General features: G+C 68.7%; 17 protein-coding genes, 2 tRNA genes and 1 rRNA gene. 11 read left to right on the forward strand and 9 right to left on the reverse strand.

Annotated elements, in window-relative coordinates; genetic code table 11:
- Window positions 1-27: 27 nt before the first annotated feature.
- Window positions 28-1,281 carry a 6-phosphofructokinase gene (locus ERL55_RS03345; RefSeq protein ID WP_129135169.1) on the reverse strand — a complete coding sequence of 418 codons (1,254 nt, stop codon included), beginning with the start codon at window positions 1,279-1,281 and terminating at the stop codon, window positions 28-30.
- A 161-nt stretch (window positions 1,282-1,442) separates the two neighbouring features.
- Here ERL55_RS03345 and ERL55_RS03350 point away from each other — a divergent pair, with 161 nt between their 5' ends.
- The 4 genes from ERL55_RS03350 (at window position 1,443) to ERL55_RS03365 (ending at window position 4,692) form a co-directional block, all read left to right on the forward strand.
- Window positions 1,443-2,021, forward strand: coding sequence for an adenylate kinase (locus ERL55_RS03350; RefSeq protein ID WP_129135170.1), 579 nt, complete (start codon window positions 1,443-1,445; stop codon window positions 2,019-2,021).
- Window positions 2,022-2,056: 35 nt separating this feature from the next.
- Window positions 2,057-2,542, forward strand: coding sequence for a hypothetical protein (locus ERL55_RS03355; RefSeq protein ID WP_129135171.1), 486 nt, complete (start codon window positions 2,057-2,059; stop codon window positions 2,540-2,542).
- A gap of 57 nt (window positions 2,543-2,599) precedes the next feature.
- Window positions 2,600-3,994: a UDP-N-acetylmuramate:L-alanyl-gamma-D-glutamyl-meso-diaminopimelate ligase gene (gene mpl, locus ERL55_RS03360; protein WP_129135172.1), complete on the forward strand. Its 1,395-nt coding sequence runs from the start codon at window positions 2,600-2,602 to the stop codon at window positions 3,992-3,994.
- Between the two features lie 107 nt (window positions 3,995-4,101).
- Window positions 4,102-4,692, forward strand: a complete 591-nt coding sequence (locus tag ERL55_RS03365; RefSeq protein WP_129135173.1) for an LON peptidase substrate-binding domain-containing protein — start codon at window positions 4,102-4,104, stop codon at window positions 4,690-4,692.
- 6 nt (window positions 4,693-4,698) lie between these two features.
- Here ERL55_RS03365 and ERL55_RS03370 read toward each other — a convergent pair whose 3' ends face one another.
- Window positions 4,699-6,711, reverse strand: a complete 2,013-nt coding sequence (locus ERL55_RS03370) for a bifunctional DedA family/phosphatase PAP2 family protein (protein ID WP_129135174.1) — start codon at window positions 6,709-6,711, stop codon at window positions 4,699-4,701.
- 96 nt (window positions 6,712-6,807) lie between these two features.
- Between ERL55_RS03370 and ERL55_RS03375 the strand changes: the two genes are divergently transcribed.
- The gene (locus ERL55_RS03375; RefSeq protein WP_129135175.1) at window positions 6,808-7,473 is read left to right on the forward strand and encodes a serine/threonine protein kinase; all 666 of its coding nucleotides are present in this window, start codon (window positions 6,808-6,810) and stop codon (window positions 7,471-7,473) included.
- Between the two features lie 7 nt (window positions 7,474-7,480).
- Here ERL55_RS03375 and ERL55_RS03380 read toward each other — a convergent pair whose 3' ends face one another.
- Complete coding sequence (locus tag ERL55_RS03380) at window positions 7,481-8,170, reverse strand: hypothetical protein (protein ID WP_129135176.1); 690 nt, start codon at window positions 8,168-8,170, stop codon at window positions 7,481-7,483.
- A gap of 80 nt (window positions 8,171-8,250) precedes the next feature.
- On the opposite strand from ERL55_RS03380, the gene ERL55_RS03385 reads away from it, so the two are divergent.
- On the forward strand, window positions 8,251-9,069 hold the full coding sequence (locus ERL55_RS03385) for an NAD(P)-dependent oxidoreductase (protein WP_129135177.1): 819 nt from the start codon (window positions 8,251-8,253) through the stop codon (window positions 9,067-9,069).
- A gap of 3 nt (window positions 9,070-9,072) precedes the next feature.
- Here the strand turns inward: ERL55_RS03385 and ERL55_RS03390 are convergent, their stop codons facing one another.
- Both ERL55_RS03390 and ERL55_RS03395 read right to left on the reverse strand, forming a co-directional pair.
- Window positions 9,073-9,903, reverse strand: coding sequence for an ion transporter (locus ERL55_RS03390; RefSeq protein ID WP_129137184.1), 831 nt, complete (start codon window positions 9,901-9,903; stop codon window positions 9,073-9,075).
- Between the two features lie 86 nt (window positions 9,904-9,989).
- Entirely contained in the window at window positions 9,990-11,153 is a 1,164-nt protein-coding gene (locus ERL55_RS03395; RefSeq protein WP_129135178.1) for a PLP-dependent transferase, read from the reverse strand.
- A 70-nt stretch (window positions 11,154-11,223) separates the two neighbouring features.
- On the opposite strand from ERL55_RS03395, the gene ERL55_RS03400 reads away from it, so the two are divergent.
- Window positions 11,224-12,474 (forward strand): acetylornithine transaminase, encoded by a 1,251-nt coding sequence (locus tag ERL55_RS03400; RefSeq protein ID WP_129135179.1) that lies wholly within the window; start codon window positions 11,224-11,226, stop codon window positions 12,472-12,474.
- A gap of 49 nt (window positions 12,475-12,523) precedes the next feature.
- Here ERL55_RS03400 and hemL read toward each other — a convergent pair whose 3' ends face one another.
- Window positions 12,524-13,819 carry a glutamate-1-semialdehyde 2,1-aminomutase gene (hemL, locus tag ERL55_RS03405; protein WP_129135180.1) on the reverse strand — a complete coding sequence of 432 codons (1,296 nt, stop codon included), beginning with the start codon at window positions 13,817-13,819 and terminating at the stop codon, window positions 12,524-12,526.
- A gap of 45 nt (window positions 13,820-13,864) precedes the next feature.
- On the reverse strand, window positions 13,865-14,509 hold the full coding sequence (thiE, locus tag ERL55_RS03410) for a thiamine phosphate synthase (RefSeq protein ID WP_241685821.1): 645 nt from the start codon (window positions 14,507-14,509) through the stop codon (window positions 13,865-13,867).
- 57 nt (window positions 14,510-14,566) lie between these two features.
- On the opposite strand from thiE, the gene ERL55_RS03415 reads away from it, so the two are divergent.
- Window positions 14,567-14,758 (forward strand): rubredoxin, encoded by a 192-nt coding sequence (locus ERL55_RS03415; RefSeq protein ID WP_129135182.1) that lies wholly within the window; start codon window positions 14,567-14,569, stop codon window positions 14,756-14,758.
- Between the two features lie 37 nt (window positions 14,759-14,795).
- On the opposite strand, the gene ERL55_RS03420 is transcribed toward ERL55_RS03415, so the two are convergent.
- The gene (locus ERL55_RS03420; protein ID WP_129135183.1) at window positions 14,796-15,641 is read right to left on the reverse strand and encodes a SirB1 family protein; all 846 of its coding nucleotides are present in this window, start codon (window positions 15,639-15,641) and stop codon (window positions 14,796-14,798) included.
- Between the two features lie 54 nt (window positions 15,642-15,695).
- Window positions 15,696-16,154, reverse strand: a complete 459-nt coding sequence (locus ERL55_RS03425) for a DUF192 domain-containing protein (RefSeq protein ID WP_129135184.1) — start codon at window positions 16,152-16,154, stop codon at window positions 15,696-15,698.
- A gap of 524 nt (window positions 16,155-16,678) precedes the next feature.
- Between ERL55_RS03425 and ERL55_RS03430 the strand changes: the two genes are divergently transcribed.
- The 3 genes from ERL55_RS03430 (at window position 16,679) to ERL55_RS03440 (ending at window position 18,485) form a co-directional block, all read left to right on the forward strand.
- Window positions 16,679-18,223: ribosomal RNA gene (locus ERL55_RS03430) — 16S ribosomal RNA — on the forward strand.
- 89 nt (window positions 18,224-18,312) lie between these two features.
- Window positions 18,313-18,388: transfer RNA gene (locus ERL55_RS03435), tRNA-Ala, on the forward strand.
- 20 nt (window positions 18,389-18,408) lie between these two features.
- Window positions 18,409-18,485, forward strand: a tRNA-Ile gene (locus ERL55_RS03440).
- Window positions 18,486-18,685 lie beyond the last annotated feature (200 nt).

Here is an 18,685-nt window from a genome sequence, read left to right on the forward strand (position 1 = left end):
TCTGTTCGGCGCGCATGGACGCGCGGCCTACGGCTCCCAGTCCGGCAGCTTCTTCGCCACCGGCATGTTCTTCAGCGATACATATGCCGGCAGGCCGTCGCGGTAGGGTGGCCACGCTTCGCCGCGCACCAGCGGTTGCAGGTAACGGCGCGCGGCCGCGGTGATGCCGTAGCCGTCGCGACGCAGGAACGCCCCCGGCATCTTCTTCTCGCGATTGGCCACCCGCGTCAGCGGTGCCGGCTCGATGGTCCAGCGGTACGGGCTCGCGGACACGCGGCGTACCGCCGGCATCGTCGCGTTGCGGCCTTCGAGTGCATAACGCACCGCGGCACGACCGACGGCGATGGCCTGGTCGAGGTCGGTCTTGGAGGCGATATGCCGCGCCGAACGCTGCAGGTAGTCGGGCACCGCCCAGTGCACCTTGAGCCCGAGGGCATCCTTCACCCGGCCCGCGAGGTAGGGCGCGACGCCGCCGAGCTGGGCATGGCCGAACGCATCGCTGCCGCCGCCGGACTCCGCAACGAACCTGCCGTCGGCGGTGCGGATGCCTTCGCTTGCAACCACCACGCACCAGCCGACGCGATCGACCACCGCCTGCACGCGGGCGAGGAAGTCGGCCTCGTCATAGGCGCGCTCGGGAAACAGGATCAGGTGCGGTGCGTCGTCCGGGCCGTCGCCGGCAAGCCCGGCCGCCGCCGCGAGCCAGCCGGCGTGGCGGCCCATCGCCTCGTACACGAACACGCGGGTCGACGAGCCCGCCATCGAGGCCACGTCCAGCGCCGCCTCGCGCACCGACACCGCGGTGTATTTCGCGGCCGAGCCGAAGCCGGGCGAAGAGTCGGTGACCGCGAGATCGTTGTCGATGGTCTTGGGGACGCCGATGCAGGTCAGCGGGTAGTCCGAAGCTTCCGCCAGCTGCGACACCTTGAGCGCGGTGTCGGCGGAATCGTTGCCGCCGTTGTAGAGGAACCAGCGCACGTCGTGCGCGCGGAACACGTCGAGCAGGCGCTGGTATTTCGCGCGGTCCTCGTCGAGCGACTTCAGCTTGAAGCGGCACGAGCCGAAGGCACCGCCCGGCGTGTGTGCCAGTGCGCGGATATCGGCGATGCGCTCGCGACCGGTATCGACGAGGTCCTCGCGCAATGCACCGAGGATGCCCTCGCGCGCGGCGAGCACGCGGATGCGTCGCGCGCGCGCCTCGGTGATGACCCCGGATGCGGTGGCGTTGATGACGGCGGTGACGCCGCCGGACTGGGCGTAGAGCAGGTTTCCTGTGGCCATCGTGGTGGTTCGCGGCAGTGGAAAGGGGGAGGGCGGCCGTGCCGGATTTCTCTCGTGGCGGCCGGGGTGGATACGGTACAGTGCGCCCTGTCTATGCGCGGCGGATGGTCCAGACGAGCCTGGCTGCGGCGAATTCCCGTTTGTAAGGAGTGGAGTCTTCGATGCGACTGGTTCTTTTGGGTGCGCCCGGTTCGGGCAAGGGCACGCAGGCGGCACGGCTGAGGGAATACCTGCAGGTCCCGCACATCTCCACCGGCGACCTGCTGCGCGCGGAAGTCGCGGCGCAGTCGCCGCTGGGGCTGCAGGCGAAGGAAGTGATGGCGCGCGGCGACCTGGTCTCCGACGACATACTGCTCGGCATGCTGCGTGACCGCTTCTCGCGCGACGACACCCGCGCCGGATTCATCCTCGACGGCTACCCGCGCAACCTCGCCCAGGCCGCCGCGCTCGGGGAGCTGCTGGCCGACCTCGGCCAGTCCTTCGATGCCGCGGTCCAGCTCGAGGTCGACAACGAGCTGCTGGTCGAGCGCCTCGCCGGGCGTGCGCAGGCAGAAGGCCGCGCCGACGACAACCCCGAATCGGTGCGCAAGCGCCTGCAGGTCTACGACCAGCAGACCGCGCCGGTGATCGAGTACTACCGCCAGCAGGGCCAGCTGACCGTCATCGACGGCGTTGGCAGCCTCGACGAGGTATTCAACCGCATCCTCGGCGCGATCCAGGTCGAGAAGCCGGTCGGCTGACCATCCTGCAGGCGGTGCGCCGCTGCTGGCACTGGATGGGTGGCACCGCGCCGCTCGGCGTGCTGCCCGGCGGGGTGACGCCTGTGCTTGCCGCGTGGCTGTTCGCACTGCTGGTGACTGCCGCGGTGGATGCTGCGGCGCCGATCCCATCCTCTCTGACACGTGCCGCGCTGGTGCTTGCCGCCGAGGTGGCGCTGGGCTGGGCAATCCTCGCGCTGGCCGGACGCACCCCGCTGCGCACGCAGGTACTGCTGGCGCAGGGTCTGCTGGCGGCATTGCGCAATGCGGTGCTGGCGCCGGTGTCGCTGCTGCTGGTGGCCGATGCCGGCGGCCTTGCCCCCGCGGCGGTACTCGCGGTCGCGGTGGCCGTGGGGCTTGCGACCGTCGCGGTGATGGCGGTGCTGGTGCGTCGCTATCTCGATCTCTGGCAGCAGGCTCTTGGCCGCTCGCGCCGCATGGCCGGCGCGGTGCTGCTGGTGACGGCGGTGCTGCTGCTGGGCCTGGAGGCAATACCGCACTGAAGCCGCGCGCCATCGGTGCCACCATCGATGGTCTCGGCTAGAGTGCGCGCTCGTTCCATGGAATTGCACGACTTGAAGATCCATATCCTCGGCATCGCCGGCACCTTCATGGGCGGCGTCGCCGCGCTGGCGCGCGAGGCCGGCGTCGAGGTCGAAGGCAGCGACCAGGCGGTCTATCCGCCGATGTCCACCCAGCTCGAGCGCCTCGGCATCGGTCTGCACCAGGGCTACCAGCCCGCACACATTGCCGGCGACGCCGACCTCGTGGTGATCGGCAACGCGCTGTCGCGCGGCAATGCCGCGGTGGAGGCGGTGCTCGATGCCGGCCGAGCCTATTCCTCCGGTGCGCAGTGGCTGGCCGAGCACGTGCTGCCCGGCCGCACCACGCTGGCGGTCGCCGGCACCCACGGCAAGACCACCACCTCGACCATCCTTGCCTGGCTGCTGCAGACGGCCGGGCGCGACTGCGGCTTCCTGATCGGCGGCGTGGCCGAGGACTTCGGTGTCTCCGCGCGGCTGGGCAGTGACCCGCTGTTCGTGGTCGAGGCCGACGAATACGACACCGCGTTCTTCGACAAGCGCAGCAAGTTCGTGCACTACCGGCCGCGGGTGGCGATCCTCAACAACCTCGAGTACGACCACGCCGACATCTTCCCGGACCTCGCCTCGATCCAGCGCCAGTTCCACCATCTGGTGCGCACGGTTCCCGGCGGCGGGCGGCTGGTGGTCAACGGCGAGGACCCGCACCTGGCCGAGGTGCTGGCGATGGGCTGCTGGACCCCGGTCGACCGTTTCGGCATCGACGGCGAGTTCGAATGGAACGCGCGGCTGATCGAGGCCGATGGCCGCGCGTTCGAGGTCGTGCACCGTGGCCGGTCGCTGGGCGAAGTGCGCTGGCCGCTGCTCGGCCGCCACAACGTGATGAACGCGCTGGCCGCGATCGCCGCCTGCCATGCCGCGGGCGTCGATCCGCAACCGCTGCTGCCGGCCCTCGCGCAGTTCCGCAGCGTGAAGCGGCGCATGGAGCAGGTCGGCGAGATCGACGGCATCCGCGTCTACGACGACTTCGCCCACCATCCCACCGCGATCGCGACCACGCTTGCCGGCCTGCGTGCCAGCGTCGGCGATGCGCGCATCGTGGTGGCCATGGAGCCGCGCAGCAATTCCATGCGCCTGGGCGCGCACGCCGACGGCCTGGCGCCGTCGCTCGATGCCGCCGATGCGGTGGTGTTCCTGCATCGCCCGGAGCTGGCGTGGGATGCCGGACGTGTGGTGCAGAGCGTGCGTGGGCAGGCGTTCGCGGTGCCCGATGCCGACACGCTGATGGCGACCCTCGGTGCACTGGTCGAGCCCGGTGACCATGTGGTCTTCATGTCGAATGGCGGTTTCGACGGCGCGCCGCGGCGCTTCGTCGCGATGCTGCAGGCAGGCCGGGCGGCGCCTCCGGCCTGATGCGGCGACACCGATCGCGGCCGGTGGGCAAAATCATTGCGGCACGATTGCCGGCCCGCGCATGGCGGCTATGAGCATCGGCCGATCCCGCCTACGATGGGGTCGATATGAACCCGTCCGAAGGCACCACGCCGCTGCCGCTGTTCCCGCTGTCGAGCGTGCTGCTGCCCGGCGCGGCCACCACGCTGCGCATCTTCGAGCCGCGCTATCTCGACCTGGTGCGCGACTGCGGCCGCAGCGGCAGCGGCTTCGGCGTCTGCCTGATCCTGGAGGGCAGCGAAACCGGGGCGCCGGCATTGCCGGCGGCGGTGGGCACGCTGGCGGCCATCGAGGATTTCGACCGCGACGCCGATGGCCTGCTGGTGCTGCGCGTGCGTGGTGGCCGGCGGTTTCGCGTGCGCCAGGTGCGGGTGCGCGACAACGGCCTGGTGGTTGCCGACGTCGTGTGGCTGGCCGATGACGTGCCCGCACGGACGCGCCCCGAACACATGCTGCTGGCCGAGCTGCTGCGGCGCATGCTCGAGCGCGCGGTCGGTGAGGGCGTGGTGCGCATCCCGGAACACCACTTCGCGGATGCGGCGTGGGTGGGCTGGCGGCTGGCGGAACTGCTGCCGCTGGGCGAACACGAGCGCCAGGCGCTGCTGCAGGAGGACGACGTCCACGCGCGCCTGCAGCAACTGCTCGAACAGGTCGTCTGAGCGCGCCTACCGGGCGCTGCCGCCGCTACCGGGCTCGCGCGTGCGCACGCGCAGTACCGCCACGCCGGATTGTGGATGCACGGCCTCGGCGGTCTCCAGTCCCGCAAGGTCGGCACGCAGCGCCAGCCACGCATCGTGGGCATCGGTCTGCGGTTGCCACAGCCCGAACAGGCCGAACAGTGGACGCGTGTAATCCAGCGTCTGCACCGTGCCCACCCATAGCGGCTCGCCGCTTTCCAGCAATGCCGGCGCGTGCCACAGCCGCAGCACCTGTTCGTGTCCACCGTCGGTCGGGCGCCGCATCAGCAGCACTTCGGCCTCGGTATCGAGCGCGGCAGGCAGCACCGCCTGCTCCGATGCCGGGGTGTCGTCGTCGAGCAGGCCCAGTACGGCGACCCAGTCGGCCTGCGGCTGGACCACCCAGCCCCGCTGTTCGAGATGCACGCGCAGCGGCGGCAAAGGCCCGGCCACCTGCAGGTCCAGCGGCCAGCGCAGGTCGGCGCTGCGTTCGTTGCGGCGCGAGGGCAGGGTCTTCCAGGCGGTGTCCCACCAGCCAGCCTCGGTGATGACCCGGGTCGGTGGCGGCGGCACGAAATCGGCCAGCAGGCGGTCGACCGCGCGTGGCGCATGCCAGGCGGCGGCCACGGCGAAGGTGATGTAGAACACCAGCGACAGCGGCCGCATCCAGAACGAGCGCGCCACGTGCCGGCGGTAGGCGAGCCCCAGCACCAGCAGCCACGCCACCCCGAGCAGCACGCCGCCGACCACGTCGCTGAGCCAGTGCGCGCCGAGGTAGATGCGCGCGAAGCCGAGCAGCGAGACCGTCACGCCGGTCACCAGATAGGGCCACACACGGTTGCGGCCGGGCAGCTCGCGGGCGATCAGCACCGCGAAGAAGCCGAAGGTGATGGTGGTCATGGTCACCGTCATCGACGGGAAGCCGAAGCCGCTGTGCGCCGTGGGCGGCCGCGGGACGTCGATCACCGCCTCCAGGCCCGCGGTCAGCACCAGCCCGAAGGCCAGCGCGGCCAGCCAGTGCGCAGCGGCCAGGAAGCGCCGCCGCCACACCAGCCAGAGAAGCGCCAGCCCCGCGGCCGGCACCAGCACCACTGCATCGCCGATGGAGGCGAGGCCCGCCATCAGACGGTCCGCCAGCGGATTGCGCAGCGCGATCATCGTCTCGTAGACGCTGAGGTCGACCATCAGCGGTTCGCCGCGCATCAGCACCGTGGTCAGCAGCGCGAACCAGGCCCAGGCGATCGCCAGCAGGCAGACGGCCAGGATCGCCAGCGAGGCCGACTCCGGCCGCCGCGGGTCGATCAGCGCACCGGCATAGCGGCCGAACACCGGGTGTGCACGCGACCAGGCAAGCCCCCGCGCCAGCAGCTTGTTGGCGTGGGCGTCGAACCAGCGGTAGGTGTAGACCACCAGCGCCCAGGCCAGCGCCAGCACCACCGCAAGTGCACCCAGCACCAGCGCGAGCCGGTCGGCGACCGCGGCCACCGCATCGTAGGACGCACCGAAGATCCAGCCCGGAGCGAGGAACAGCGCCGCCCACGAGATGCACGCCACCAGACTGACCGGCAGGTAGCGGCGCAGCGGCATCTTCGCGATGCCGGCGATTGCCGGCACGAACGGCCGGATCGCGCCGACGTAGCGCGCGATCAGGATGCTCTTGAGTTCATTGCGCCGGAACAGCACCTCGCCGCGGTCGAGCAGCTGCGGGTAGCGGTGGAACGGCCACACCTGGCGCAGGCTGCCGCCCCAGCGGCGTCCGACCCAGTAGCTGACGCCGTCGCCGGCGAACGCGCCCAGCGCCGCGCAGGCCACCGCGTACGGCCCCGAGATCTCCCCGAGCCCGATCAGCACGCCGATCGCGAACAGCAGCGGCAGCGCCGGCACCACCGCGCCGAGGATGATCACCGAATCGGCGAACGCGATCAGGAAGATGACGAGCCCGGCCGCCAGCGGATGGTCGCCGATCCAGGCGACGGTGTTCTCGAAGAATTCGGGCAGCATCGCCGCATTATGACAGCGGCATCGAGGGCATCCGTGGCGGCGGCGACGGCCCGGCCAGCTTCGCGACAGGCTCGTGCGCCCACGTACACTGCAGCGATGACACGTCCCGATGCCACGGAACGCCGTGCACTCAAGGCCGACAGCTTCGGCCGCATCTCGCTGATGGAAGACGCCCACGGCCACCGCTTCGTGCGCCGCGATCTCGCCCATGTGCCGCTATGGCTGCGGCTGCCGGCGTGGTGGCTGGCGCGGCGCGAGGCGCGCGCGCTGCAGGCCATCGACGGCATGCCCGATACGCCGCGGCTGCTCGACTGGACCGGCCGCCGCCTGGACCGCAGCTTCATGGCCGGAAATGCCATGTACCAGCGCCCGCCGCGCGGCGACGTGGCCTACTTCCACCAGGCGCGCCGCCTGCTGCAGCAGCTGCACCGGCGCGGCGTGGCGCACAACGACCTCGCCAAGGAGGCGAACTGGCTGGTGCTCGAGGATGGCCGCCCGGCACTGATCGATTTCCAGCTCGCCACCCGTGGCGATCCGCGCGCGCCGTGGATGCGCCTGCTGTTCCGCGAGGACCTGCGCCATCTCCTCAAGCACAAGCGCATGTACTGCCGCGAGGCGCTTACGCCGGTCGAGAAGCGGTTGCTGAAGCGGCGCTCGTGGCTGCGCAACCTCTGGTTCCGCACCGGCAAGCCGGTCTACCGGGTGGTCACGCGCCGGATCCTGCGCTGGGAAGACAACGAGGGGCAGGGGCCGAAACCGTGAACCGCGCTCATTCGATGCCCAGCACCTGCTGGCCGGCGAATTCGCGGCTGCTGTCGAAGTCGTAGGCCACCTTCAGGTGGCCGAGCGTCTCGCAGGCATGGCAGGTGCGCAGCGGTGTCGCATAGATGAAGCGCACGCCGCCCTCGGGCAGCGCCTGGCGTTCGACGAACTCCGCCGGCGCGAATGCGCGCGCATCGGGATGCGAGGTGCGGAAGGCCTCGATGGACGGCACCGACAGTGCGGATTCCGCCAGGCTGTCGACATCGGTCGGGCGACCGCGGCTGTCCACCAGCCAGGTGCCGTGATTGGTATTGGCGCGGAAGGGGTATCCGATGGTGGCGACGCCCACGCCGTCGCGCTCCTCCCAGGCCGACACATGGCCCGCTTCGCCGCGCCCGCGCAGGCGCTCGCTCACGGCGATTGCCGCAGCCGACGCATCGCCTGCGCGCATCGCGTCGGCCAGGCAGGCGTCCACTGCGCCGGTCCCGGTGCGGCAGTGCTCCAGGGGCCCGTTCCAGACCGCTTCGGGACCCGGCACGCGCGACGGCGGCGGATCCTGCGCGCCGTCGTCGAGCGGCGGCAGGATCGCGTTGGAGGCGCCGGTTGCCGGCGTCTGCATTGCCGGACCGGGCCCGGCCTGCCGGCAGCCTGCAAGCAGCAGGCCCGCGATGCAGCCGGCAAGCAACATGGATCGCATGGGATGATCCCTCCAGCGGCGCCGGAGCGGCGACGCACCGAGTCTAGGCAGCCGCCGGCACCGCGGCGTGAGGAGGTTCCATGGCATCACTTGCGGGCAAGACCCTGTTCATTACCGGCGCATCGCGTGGTATCGGCCTGGCGATCGCCGAGCGCGCGGCCCGCGACGGCGCCAACGTCGCGATCGTCGCGAAGTCCGACGTACCCAACCCGCGCCTGCCGGGCACCATCCACACCGCGGCGCAGGCCGTGACCGCCGCGGGTGGTCAGGCGCTGGCACTGCGCTGTGACATCCGCGAGGAAGACCAGGTGCGCGCCGCGGTGGCGGCAACGGTCGATGCCTTCGGCGGCATCGACATCCTAGTCAACAATGCCAGCGCGATCTGGCTGCGCGGCACGCTGGAGACGCCGATGAAGCGCTTCGACCTGATGCAGCAGGTCAACGCGCGCGGCAGCTTCCTGTGCGCGCAGGCCTGCCTGCCGCATCTGCTCGAGGCGCCGAACCCGCACATCCTCACCCTGGCGCCGCCGCCGTCGCTGGACCCGAAATGGTGGGGCCCGCACACCGGCTACACCCTGGCCAAGATGGGCATGAGCTTTGTGACCCTGGGGCTTGCCGCGGAGTTCGGGCCGCGCGGGGTGGCGGTCAACGCACTGTGGCCGCGCACCATCATCGCCACCGATGCGCTCAACATGATTCCCGGTGTCGACACTGCCGGTGCGCGCACGCCGGCGATCATGGCCGACGCCGCGCACGCGGTGCTGACGCGCCCGGCGGCGGGCTTCAGCGGCCGGTTCCTGATCGACGAGGACGTGCTGCGCGAGGCCGGCGTCGAGGACTTCGACGCCTACGCGGTGGATCCCTCCAGGCCGCTGTATCCGGACCTGTTCCTGGACTGAGCCTCAGGGGCCAGTCGTCGATTCCGCCCCGGCGACTGACAACTGCTGGCCGCAGCGTCGGCAGTGCAGCGCGTCATCGGCATGCCCGTGGAGCCCGCAGGCCACGCATGCACGGGGCGGGGCGTCGCCGCCCCCACCGCCCGATTCACGCAGGCTGGTGACCAGTTCGGCGGTGTAGATGCCGGTGGGCACCGCGATGATGCTGTAGCCGGTGAGCACCAGCAGCGAGGTGATGAAGCGCCCGCCGACGGTCTGCGGGACGATGTCGCCAAAGCCGACGGTGGCCACGGTGACGATCGCCCAGTACATGCTCAGCGGGATGCTCTCGAACCCGTGCTCGGGTCCTTCGACGACGTACATCAGCGCCCCCGCCACGACCACGATCGTCAGCACGCTGAAGATGAAGACGAAGAGCTTGCGTCGGCTGCGCCACAGCGCCCGCACCAGTACGGTGCTTTCCTCCATGTAGCGCGTGAGCTTGAGGATGCGGAACAGGCGCAGGATGCGCAGGATGCGCACCACCAGCAGGCTCTGGCTGCCGGGCATCAGCAACGACAGGTAGGTCGGCAGGATCGACAGCAGGTCGATCACGCCCCAGACGCTGACCGCATACCGGAGCGGATGTTTCACCACCAGCAATCGCAACACGTACTCGGCGGTGAAGATCAGGGTGAACGCCCACTCCAGCCCGTACAGCAGGCGGCCGTGGGCGAGGTTGATCGAGGCCACGCTGTCGAGCATCACCGCCAGCACGCTGGCGAGGATGGCGACCATGAGCATCAGGTCGAAATTCCTCGAAGGTGGCGTGTCGTGCCGGTAGATCACGTCGAACATTGCGCGTCGCCAGCCGTGTTCGCGGGCAGGTGCCAGCAGCGGCCGATCATCACTGTCGGCGAGTTCCTGGGGCCGCGACGTGCGCGTCACGCGTGCAGCGCCTGCGCGAGGTCGTCGATCAGGTCCTGGGCATGTTCGAGTCCCACCGACAGCCGCAGCAACCCGGCCGGGCTGACGCTGTCGGCGCCTTCGATCGATGCGCGATGTTCGACCAGCGACTCGGTCGAACCCAGCGAGGTGGCGTTGGTGAACAGCTGCAGGCGCCGTGCGGTGGCCAGCGCCGCCTCGCGCCCGCCGTGCAGCTCGAACGACAGCATGCCGCCGTAGCCGCGCATCTGCCGCGTGGCCACCAGATGGCCCGGATGCGCCTCGAGGCCCGGGTAATGCACCGCCGCCACCCGCGGATGCCCGGCCAGGAACGCGGCCACCGCGGCCGCGTTCGCGCAGTGTCGCTCCAGCCGTACCGGCAGCGTGCGCAGGCCGCGCAGCGTCATCCACGCCGAGAACGGCGAGGCACTGCTGCCGAACATCCGGCGCACGTCGTAGCAGGCCGCAGCCAGGTCGTCGTTGGCGGCGAAGGTGAGCGCGCCACCCATCGCATCACCATGCCCGTTGAGGTACTTGGTGGTCGAGTGCAGCACGATGTCGGCACCGAGCGCGAGCGGATGCTGCAGCGGCGGCGGCGCGAAGGTGCCGTCGACGAGCAACCGCGCGCCCGCCTCACGTGCCAGTGCCGCGAGCGTGGCGATGTCGCAGACCTTCAGCCGCGGATTGGAGGGTGTTTCCACCCACAACAGCGCGGTCGGCGTCGACAGCGCGGCGCGCACCGCGTCGGGATCGGTGGCATCGACCACGGTATGGCGCAGCCCGTGCGGTGCCAGGAAGCGAGCGATCAGCGCCCGGTAGCCGAAATAGGTGTCGTCGGCGATGACGAGGTGGCTGCCCGGCGGCAGCGCCTGCAGCACCGCGGCGCCGGCGGCCATGCCGGTGGCGAAGAACAGCGCGCGCGCGCCCCCATCCAGCCGCGCCAGCACGCGTTCCAGCTGCTGCTGGTTGGGGTTGTCGTGACGCTGGTAGAGAAAGCCCAGCGGCGTCTGCGCATCGGCGTTGTGCTCGAACGTGGTCGACAGCTGCAGGGCTGCGGTCAGCGCGCCGTTGGCCGGGTCGGGCGAGACCCCGGCGTGCGCGGCGATGGTGTCGGGGTGGGCTGGGCGTGGGGCGTCGGGGGCGTCGGAATCGGGGCTGGACATGCGGTGTCGGCGGCGAGGGCGGATAATGGCGGCGGCCCGAACGACGGGTCGTGCCGGACGACACTCTGCCATGAACCACACCGCTGCTCCTGCGGCTTCGCTCACCGCACTCGCCGGGCGTTACTGGCTGCCCGTGTACCGGCCGCGCGACCTCGTGCTCGCACGTGGCGAGGGTTCGCGGCTCTGGGACAGCGAGGGCCGCGACTATGTCGACCTCGCCGCCGGCATCGCGGTGTGCAGCGTCGGTCACTGCGACCCCGACCTCACCGCCGCACTGGTGGAGCAGGCCGGCCGGCTCTGGCACACCAGCAACGCGTTCTACAGCGAGCCACCGCTGCGGCTCGCCGAGGAACTGGTCACCGCCTCGCGCTTCGCCCGCCGCGTGTTCCTGTGCAACTCCGGTGCCGAAGCCAACGAGGCGGCGATCAAGCTGGTGCGCAAGTGGGCATCGGGCGAAGGCCGCAGCCCGCAGCAGCGGGTGATCGTGACCTGCCGTGGCAGCTTCCACGGCCGCACCCTGGCGGCGGTCACCGCCACCGCACAACCGAAGTACCAGGCCGGCTACGAGCCGCTGCCGCAGGGCTTCCGCTACGTCGACTTCAACGACCTCACCGGGCTGGAAGTGGCGATGGCCGCCGGCGACGTTGCCGCGGTCATGCTCGAGCCGGTGCAGGGCGAGGGCGGGGTGACGCCGGTGGCGCCGGGTTACCTGCGCGCGGTGCGGGAACTGTGTGATCGCCACGGCGCGCTGCTGGTGCTCGACGAGATCCAGTGCGGCATGGGCCGGACCGGCACGCTATTCGCGCACTGGCAGGACGACGTGGTGCCCGACATCGTCACCCTCGCCAAGGCGTTGGGCGGCGGTTTTCCGGTGGGCGCGATGCTCGCGGGCCCGAAGGTGGCCGACGTCATGCAGTTCGGCGCGCACGGCAGCACTTTCGGCGGCAATCCGCTGGCCAGCGCGGTGGCGCGCGTGGCGCTGCGCAAGCTGTCGTCGCCCGAAGTCGCGGCCAATGTCACCCGCCAGTCGCGCGCGCTGCGCGATGGCCTGCAGGCGATCGATGCCGAGCTCCGGGTGTTTTCCGAGGTGCGGGGCCGCGGCCTGATGCTGGGCGCACAGTTGCGCGATCCCTATGCCGGCCGCGCCGGCGAGATCCTCGATGCCTGTGCACGCGAAGGCCTGATGGCGCTTCAGGCCGGGCCGGATGTCCTGCGCTTCGTGCCGGCGCTGACCATCACCGATGCCGATGTGGCCGAGGGGCTGCAGCGCCTGGCCCGCGCGCTGCGCAGCGTTATCGCCGCTGCACCTGCCGGCCGCTGAAGGGGCCGGAGCCCACCACACCGTTGACCGGTGTGGTGGGCGTCGTCGTTCAACCCGCGCCGACCACCGCGAACGCCTCGCGCGCAGCGGCAAGCGTGGCGTCCAGCGTCTGCCGGTCGTGTGCCGACGACACGAACCCCGCCTCGAACGCCGACGGTGCCAGGAACACGCCACGCTCGAGCATCGCGTGGAAGAACCGCGAGAACGCCGCGGTGTCGCAGGCCACCGCCTGCGCATAGGTGTCGACCTTGGGTGCATCGGTGAAGAACATGCCGAACATCGCGCCCACCCGGCTGGTGGTGAAGGGAACGCCGGCATCGCGCGCGGCCGCTTCCAGTCCATCGCACAGCGCATTGGCATGCGCCTCGAGGCGGTCGTGAAAGCCCGGCTCCTGGATCACCCCGAGCAGCGCCAGCCCAGCGGCCATCGCCACCGGATTGCCCGACAGCGTGCCGGCCTGGTAGACGGGGCCCGCCGGCGAGATCTGCGACATCAGGTCGCGGCGGCCGCCATACGCACCCACCGGCATGCCCGCGCCGATGATCTTGCCGAAGGTGGTGAGGTCGGGCGTCACGCCATAGCGCGCCTGCGCGCCGCCCAGGGCCACGCGGAAGCCGGTCATCACCTCGTCGAAGATCAGCACCGTGCCGTGGCGCGTGCACAGCTCGCGCAGGTGCTGCAGGAAGCCGTCGCGCGGCACCAGGCAGTTCGCATTGCCGGCGACCGGCTCGATGATCAGGCCGGCGATCCCGTCACCGGCCTCGGCGAACAGCGCCGTCGCGGCGTCGAAGTCGTTGTAGGGCAGGGTGAGCGTGAGGTCTGCCAGCGCCTTCGGAACGCCCGGGGAATTCGGCACGCCGAAGGTCAGCGCGCCGCTGCCGGCCTTGACCAGGAACGAGTCGCCATGGCCGTGGTAGTTGCCTTCGAACTTCACGATGCGGCTGCGGCCGGTGGCCCCGCGTGCCAGGCGGATCGCCGACAGCGTGGCCTCGGTGCCGGAGTTGACCATGCGCACCATCTCGCACGATGGCACCAGCCGGGTCAGCGTTTCGGCCATCGTCACCTCCGCGGCGCACGGTGCGCCGAATGACAGCCCGTTGCCGAGTGCCTGCTTCACCGCCTGGCGCACTGCCGGATGGTTGTGGCCGGCGATCATCGGCCCCCACGAGCCGACGTAGTCGATGTAGCGGTTGCCGTCGACGTCGTACAGGTACGCGCCGTCTGCACGCTCGACGAAAAACGGCGTGCCGCCGACCGAGCCGAACGCGCGCACCGGCGAGTTCACTCCGCCGGGCAACAACTCGCTGGCGCGCTGGAACAACTGCTGGGAACGTGCGTGCTGCATGTCGGAACTCCGGTAGGGCGTCGTGATCGACGCCGGAAAAGTGGATCAGGACGAGGCGCGCGCGCGGTCGAACGCGGCGCGATATGCGCGGGCCGCGGCCACCGGGTCGGGTGCATCGAAGACGCCACCAACCACCGCGATGAGATCCGCGCCGGCATCGAGTAACGGGCCTGCATTGTCCGGGGTGATCCCGCCAATGGCCACCCGCGGCACGCCCAGCGCCGCGGCCTGGCCGAGCAGATCGGGATGGGCGCGACGTGCGCCCGGCTTGGTCGCACTCGGGTGGAAGGCACCGAAGGCCACATGATCGGCGCCGGCCTCCACGGCACGCCGCGCACGCGCGATGTCGTCGTAGCAGGAGGCGCCAACCAGCGCCTCCGGTCCCAGCAACGCACGCGCCTGCGCCAGGTCGCCATCGCCCTCGCCGAGATGCACGCCATCGGCACCGATGCGTGCCGCGAGCGCCACGTCGTCGTTGATCAGCAGCCGCACACCGTGCCCGCGTGCACGCACGAGCAGCGCGGCGGCCTGTTCATGACGCAACGAAGCGTCGGCCAGCTTGTTGCGGTACTGCAGCCAGCAGGCGTAAGGCAGCGCGGATTCGACACGCGACAGCAGCCTGGCGGTATCGATGTCGTCAGGGGTGATCAGGTACAGGCCACACGGGCGCTGTGGGACGGATGCAGGCACGGAACTCGCTCGGGTGCTGTGGGAGAATGCCGGAATGCCCGACGCGACCATTATCCGATGACCGACAGCACCGCCGCCTCCACCCTGCGTACCTGGATGTGCGTGGTGTGCGGGTTCATCTACGACGAGGCGCTTGGCATGCCGGACGAGGGCATCGCGCCGGGAACGCGCTGGGAGGACGTGCCCGAGGACTGGACCTGCCCGGACTGCGGCGTGACCAAGGACGATTTCGAGATGATGCCGCTCTGAGCCGGCCCGCGGCGGGCCGGTCGCGCGTGGCGCACGGTCAATGCAGCCGCGAGCGTTCGCCGCTTGCGACGATCAGCAGTTCACGCACGCGCTCCGCGTCCCCGGCACCCGGGCGCGCCTGCAGGTAGCGCGTCAGGTCGTCGCGCGCGCCACGCAGGTGGCGCATGCGGAAATAGCACAGCCCGCGATCACGCAGGGCGTCGGCGTTGTCCGGCAGCAGGTGCAGCACCCGGTCGATGCAGCGCAGCGCCCGCTCCCAGTCCCCGGACTTGACGTAGACCGCGTACAGATTGCGCAGCATCCGCACCAGGATCGCGCGGTTGGATGCGGGATGCAGGATCTGCTGCAGCACCTGGTCATCCAGCCCGGTGCCATCCAGGTGCGCGAGCGCGCGTTCGCGCAGCTCGTCCACATCGAGCGGGCGGCCGCGGTTGAACGGGTCCATCACCAGCACGCCACCATCCACCGGCAGCCGCACCAGGAAATGGCCGGGGAACGACACGCCATCCAGGGGCAGCCCGAGTCGCCGGGCGACCTCCATCTGCACCAGTCCCAGCGAGAGGGGGATGCCAAGGCGCCGCTCGCAGACCTCGTTGAGGTAGCTGTTGCGCGGATCGTCGTAGGTCTCGTGGTTGCCGGTGTAGCCCTGTTCCTCGAACAGGTAGCGGTTGATGACCATCATCTTCAGCGGCCAGTGCGACGCGGCATCCACGCGCGGGCGCAGCGCGGCCGCATGTGCCGCGATCAACTCCCCGTAGACCGCAGGATCGAGGTCCGGGTACTCGTCACGGGCGATCAGCAGCGCACTGGAGAACAGCGGGATCGCATCATCATCCAGCGCGGCGAGGCCGGCCCAGTTCGGCAGCGGGGTCCGCTCATGCATGCTGCGAGCCTGCGCCGCGGCGTGGAGCGTTGCAAGACACCGCCGGCCGGGCGTTCAGCGCGGAATATCGATGCCTGGGCCCACCTGCAGTTGCGCGCCGTCCTGCAATTGCAGCCGGGCCGCCTCCCCCGCATTGAGTTCCAGCACGAAGCGCGCCGGCGCTGCGCTGGGGTAGGGTGGACAGCGGTCGCCCGCAGTACACGGCGGCACATCCCGCTGCTGCGATACCAGGCGCAGACCGCTGTCGAAGTAGAGGATGTCCAGCGGGATGCGGGTGTTCTTCATCCAGTAGGCCTGCGGGCGCTCCTCCTCATGGATGAAGAGCATGCCGTGATCGCGCGGCATCGAGTCGCGGAACATCAGCCCACGGGCGCGGCTGGCGTCGTCGTCGGCGACCTCGACGATGTAGCGCTCGCCGCCCAGCTCCACCCATCGCCCGCCCGCAGTCGCACAGGCGGTCGCCAGCAGTACGAGGCAGGCCAGTGCGATGCGGAGCAGGGGGCGAAAGGTCATGGCAGGCGTCATCCGGTTGCGGGAGCTGAACATCGACGACCAGCCGCACCCCGTCAAGCACTCCGGGGCTTCCACTTCCGTCCGTAGATCGGCACAATGCGCGCCCGCTTCGGCAGACCATCGTTGCGGCGGTTCGACCCGGTCGTCACGAGGGGTTGACGCGGAAGATGATCGCGCTAGAATGCGCGGCCCGATTCGAGCCAGGCGCACGGTCGGGGCGAAAAAAAAGTTTCACAGGGTGTTGACAGAAACACGATCCGCGCTAAGATGGGCGGCTCACCTCGACGGAAACGTCGCGGTACGGAAACAAGGGGTTCGCGGCGCTGAGGCCGGAACCTGAAGATCTTTGACAGTGTACGCAGGAGACTTGTGCGGACGTCTGGCGGCTGGATGACCATCCAACAACGCAGACGTTCGAAAGAGCACAGAGTCGATTCCAAGCATGCAAATGCGAGTGATTGAATTCGAGCTCCGGACGACGACTGCACTCAAGCTTTAATGGGGTTTCGGCCCTATGCAAGACTTAAGTGAAGAGTTTGATCCTGGCTCAGAGTGAACGCTGGCGGCAGGCCTAACACATGCAAGTCGAACGGCAGCACAGGGGAGCTTGCTCCCTGGGTGGCGAGTGGCGGACGGGTGAGGAATACATCGGAATCTGCCTATACGTGGGGGATAACCTCGGGAAACCGGGACTAATACCGCATACGACCTACGGGTGAAAGCAGGGGACCTTCGGGCCTTGCGCGGATAGATGAGCCGATGTCGGATTAGCTAGTTGGCGGGGTAAAGGCCCACCAAGGCGACGATCCGTAGCTGGTCTGAGAGGATGATCAGCCACACTGGAACTGAGACACGGTCCAGACTCCTACGGGAGGCAGCAGTGGGGAATATTGGACAATGGGCGCAAGCCTGATCCAGCCATGCCGCGTGGGTGAAGAAGGCCTTCGGGTTGTAAAGCCCTTTTGTTGGGAAAGAAAAGCAGTCGATTAATACCCGATTGTTCTGACGGTACCCAAAGAATAAGCACCGGCTAACTTCGTGCCAGCAGCCGCGGTAATACGAAGGGTGCAAGCGTTACTCGGAATTACTGGGCGTAAAGCGTGCGTAGGTGGTTTGTTAAGTCTGATGTGAAAGCCCTGGGCTCAACCTGGGAATTGCATTGGATACTGGCAGGCTAGAGTGCGGTAGAGGATGGCGGAATTCCTGGTGTAGCAGTGAAATGCGTAGAGATCAGGAGGAACATCCGTGGCGAAGGCGGCCATCTGGACCAGCACTGACACTGAGGCACGAAAGCGTGGGGAGCAAACAGGATTAGATACCCTGGTAGTCCACGCCCTAAACGATGCGAACTGGATGTTGGGTGCAATTTGGCACTCAGTATCGAAGCTAACGCGTTAAGTTCGCCGCCTGGGGAGTACGGTCGCAAGACTGAAACTCAAAGGAATTGACGGGGGCCCGCACAAGCGGTGGAGTATGTGGTTTAATTCGATGCAACGCGAAGAACCTTACCTGGCCTTGACATGTCCGGAACCTCTGAGAGATCGGAGGGTGCCTTCGGGAACCGGAACACAGGTGCTGCATGGCTGTCGTCAGCTCGTGTCGTGAGATGTTGGGTTAAGTCCCGCAACGAGCGCAACCCTTGTCCTTAGTTGCCAGCACGTAATGGTGGGAACTCTAAGGAGACCGCCGGTGACAAACCGGAGGAAGGTGGGGATGACGTCAAGTCATCATGGCCCTTACGGCCAGGGCTACACACGTACTACAATGGGAAGGACAGAGGGCTGCAAACCCGCGAGGGCAAGCCAATCCCAGAAACCTTCTCTCAGTCCGGATCGGAGTCTGCAACTCGACTCCGTGAAGTCGGAATCGCTAGTAATCGCAGATCAGCATTGCTGCGGTGAATACGTTCCCGGGCCTTGTACACACCGCCCGTCACACCATGGGAGTTTGTTGCACCAGAAGCAGGTAGCCTAACCTTCGGGAGGGCGCTTGCCACGGTGTGGCAGATGACTGGGGTGAAGTCGTAACAAGGTAGCCGTATCGGAAGGTGCGGCTGGATCACCTCCTTTAGAGACCGGACGGCTTCCACCGTCCAGGCGTCCGCACAAGTCACCTGCATCCAGAAAGTTTCGGCACAGGCCGGAACAGTCCCTTACATGGGGCCATAGCTCAGCTGGGAGAGCACCTGCTTTGCAAGCAGGGGGTCGTCGGTTCGATCCCGACTGGCTCCACCAGGGTTGAGCCCAAGTGATTTGGGTCTGTAGCTCAGGTGGTTAGAGCGCACCCCTGATAAGGGTGAGGTCGGTGGTTCGAGTCCTCCCAGACCCACCAGTTTTTCTGGATGACGGCGTACACGAAAGAATTAGATGGGTTCCGCGTTGAGGCGGGGCCATGATCTTTGAAAATTGGGATGTAGCGAGCGTTTTGGAACGAAATGTCCAGACGTGTCGTAGAGGCTAAGGCGGGGGAGCAAATCCCCTGAAAACTTGATGTCGTTGAAATTCGCGTCTGCGGTTTGTACCCGCGGACAC

It is taken from the genome of Luteimonas sp. YGD11-2 (assembly GCF_004118975.1).
Taxonomy (GTDB): Bacteria; Pseudomonadota; Gammaproteobacteria; order Xanthomonadales; family Xanthomonadaceae; genus Luteimonas; species Luteimonas muca.

What these genes read in the sequence shown, in the direction of transcription:
- ERL55_RS03390 (WP_129137184.1), bottom strand. Translation starts at nt 9,903, where the DNA reads ATGTTCGACGTGATCTACCGGCACGACACGCCACCTTCGAGGAATTTC.
- ERL55_RS03420 (WP_129135183.1), bottom strand. Translation starts at nt 15,641, where the DNA reads ATGCATGAGCGGACCCCGCTGCCGAACTGGGCCGGCCTCGCCGCGCTG.
- ERL55_RS03400 (WP_129135179.1), top strand. Translation starts at nt 11,224, where the DNA reads ATGAACCACACCGCTGCTCCTGCGGCTTCGCTCACCGCACTCGCCGGG.
- mpl (WP_129135172.1), top strand. Translation starts at nt 2,600, where the DNA reads ATGGAATTGCACGACTTGAAGATCCATATCCTCGGCATCGCCGGCACC.
- ERL55_RS03395 (WP_129135178.1), bottom strand. Translation starts at nt 11,153, where the DNA reads ATGTCCAGCCCCGATTCCGACGCCCCCGACGCCCCACGCCCAGCCCAC.
- ERL55_RS03370 (WP_129135174.1), bottom strand. Translation starts at nt 6,711, where the DNA reads ATGCTGCCCGAATTCTTCGAGAACACCGTCGCCTGGATCGGCGACCAT.
- ERL55_RS03375 (WP_129135175.1), top strand. Translation starts at nt 6,808, where the DNA reads ATGACACGTCCCGATGCCACGGAACGCCGTGCACTCAAGGCCGACAGC.
- ERL55_RS03350 (WP_129135170.1), top strand. Translation starts at nt 1,443, where the DNA reads ATGCGACTGGTTCTTTTGGGTGCGCCCGGTTCGGGCAAGGGCACGCAG.
- ERL55_RS03365 (WP_129135173.1), top strand. Translation starts at nt 4,102, where the DNA reads ATGAACCCGTCCGAAGGCACCACGCCGCTGCCGCTGTTCCCGCTGTCG.
- hemL (WP_129135180.1), bottom strand. Translation starts at nt 13,819, where the DNA reads ATGCAGCACGCACGTTCCCAGCAGTTGTTCCAGCGCGCCAGCGAGTTG.
- ERL55_RS03355 (WP_129135171.1), top strand. Translation starts at nt 2,057, where the DNA reads ATGGGTGGCACCGCGCCGCTCGGCGTGCTGCCCGGCGGGGTGACGCCT.
- ERL55_RS03385 (WP_129135177.1), top strand. Translation starts at nt 8,251, where the DNA reads ATGGCATCACTTGCGGGCAAGACCCTGTTCATTACCGGCGCATCGCGT.
- ERL55_RS03345 (WP_129135169.1), bottom strand. Translation starts at nt 1,281, where the DNA reads ATGGCCACAGGAAACCTGCTCTACGCCCAGTCCGGCGGCGTCACCGCC.
- ERL55_RS03415 (WP_129135182.1), top strand. Translation starts at nt 14,567, where the DNA reads ATGACCGACAGCACCGCCGCCTCCACCCTGCGTACCTGGATGTGCGTG.
- ERL55_RS03425 (WP_129135184.1), bottom strand. Translation starts at nt 16,154, where the DNA reads ATGACCTTTCGCCCCCTGCTCCGCATCGCACTGGCCTGCCTCGTACTG.
- ERL55_RS03380 (WP_129135176.1), bottom strand. Translation starts at nt 8,170, where the DNA reads ATGCGATCCATGTTGCTTGCCGGCTGCATCGCGGGCCTGCTGCTTGCA.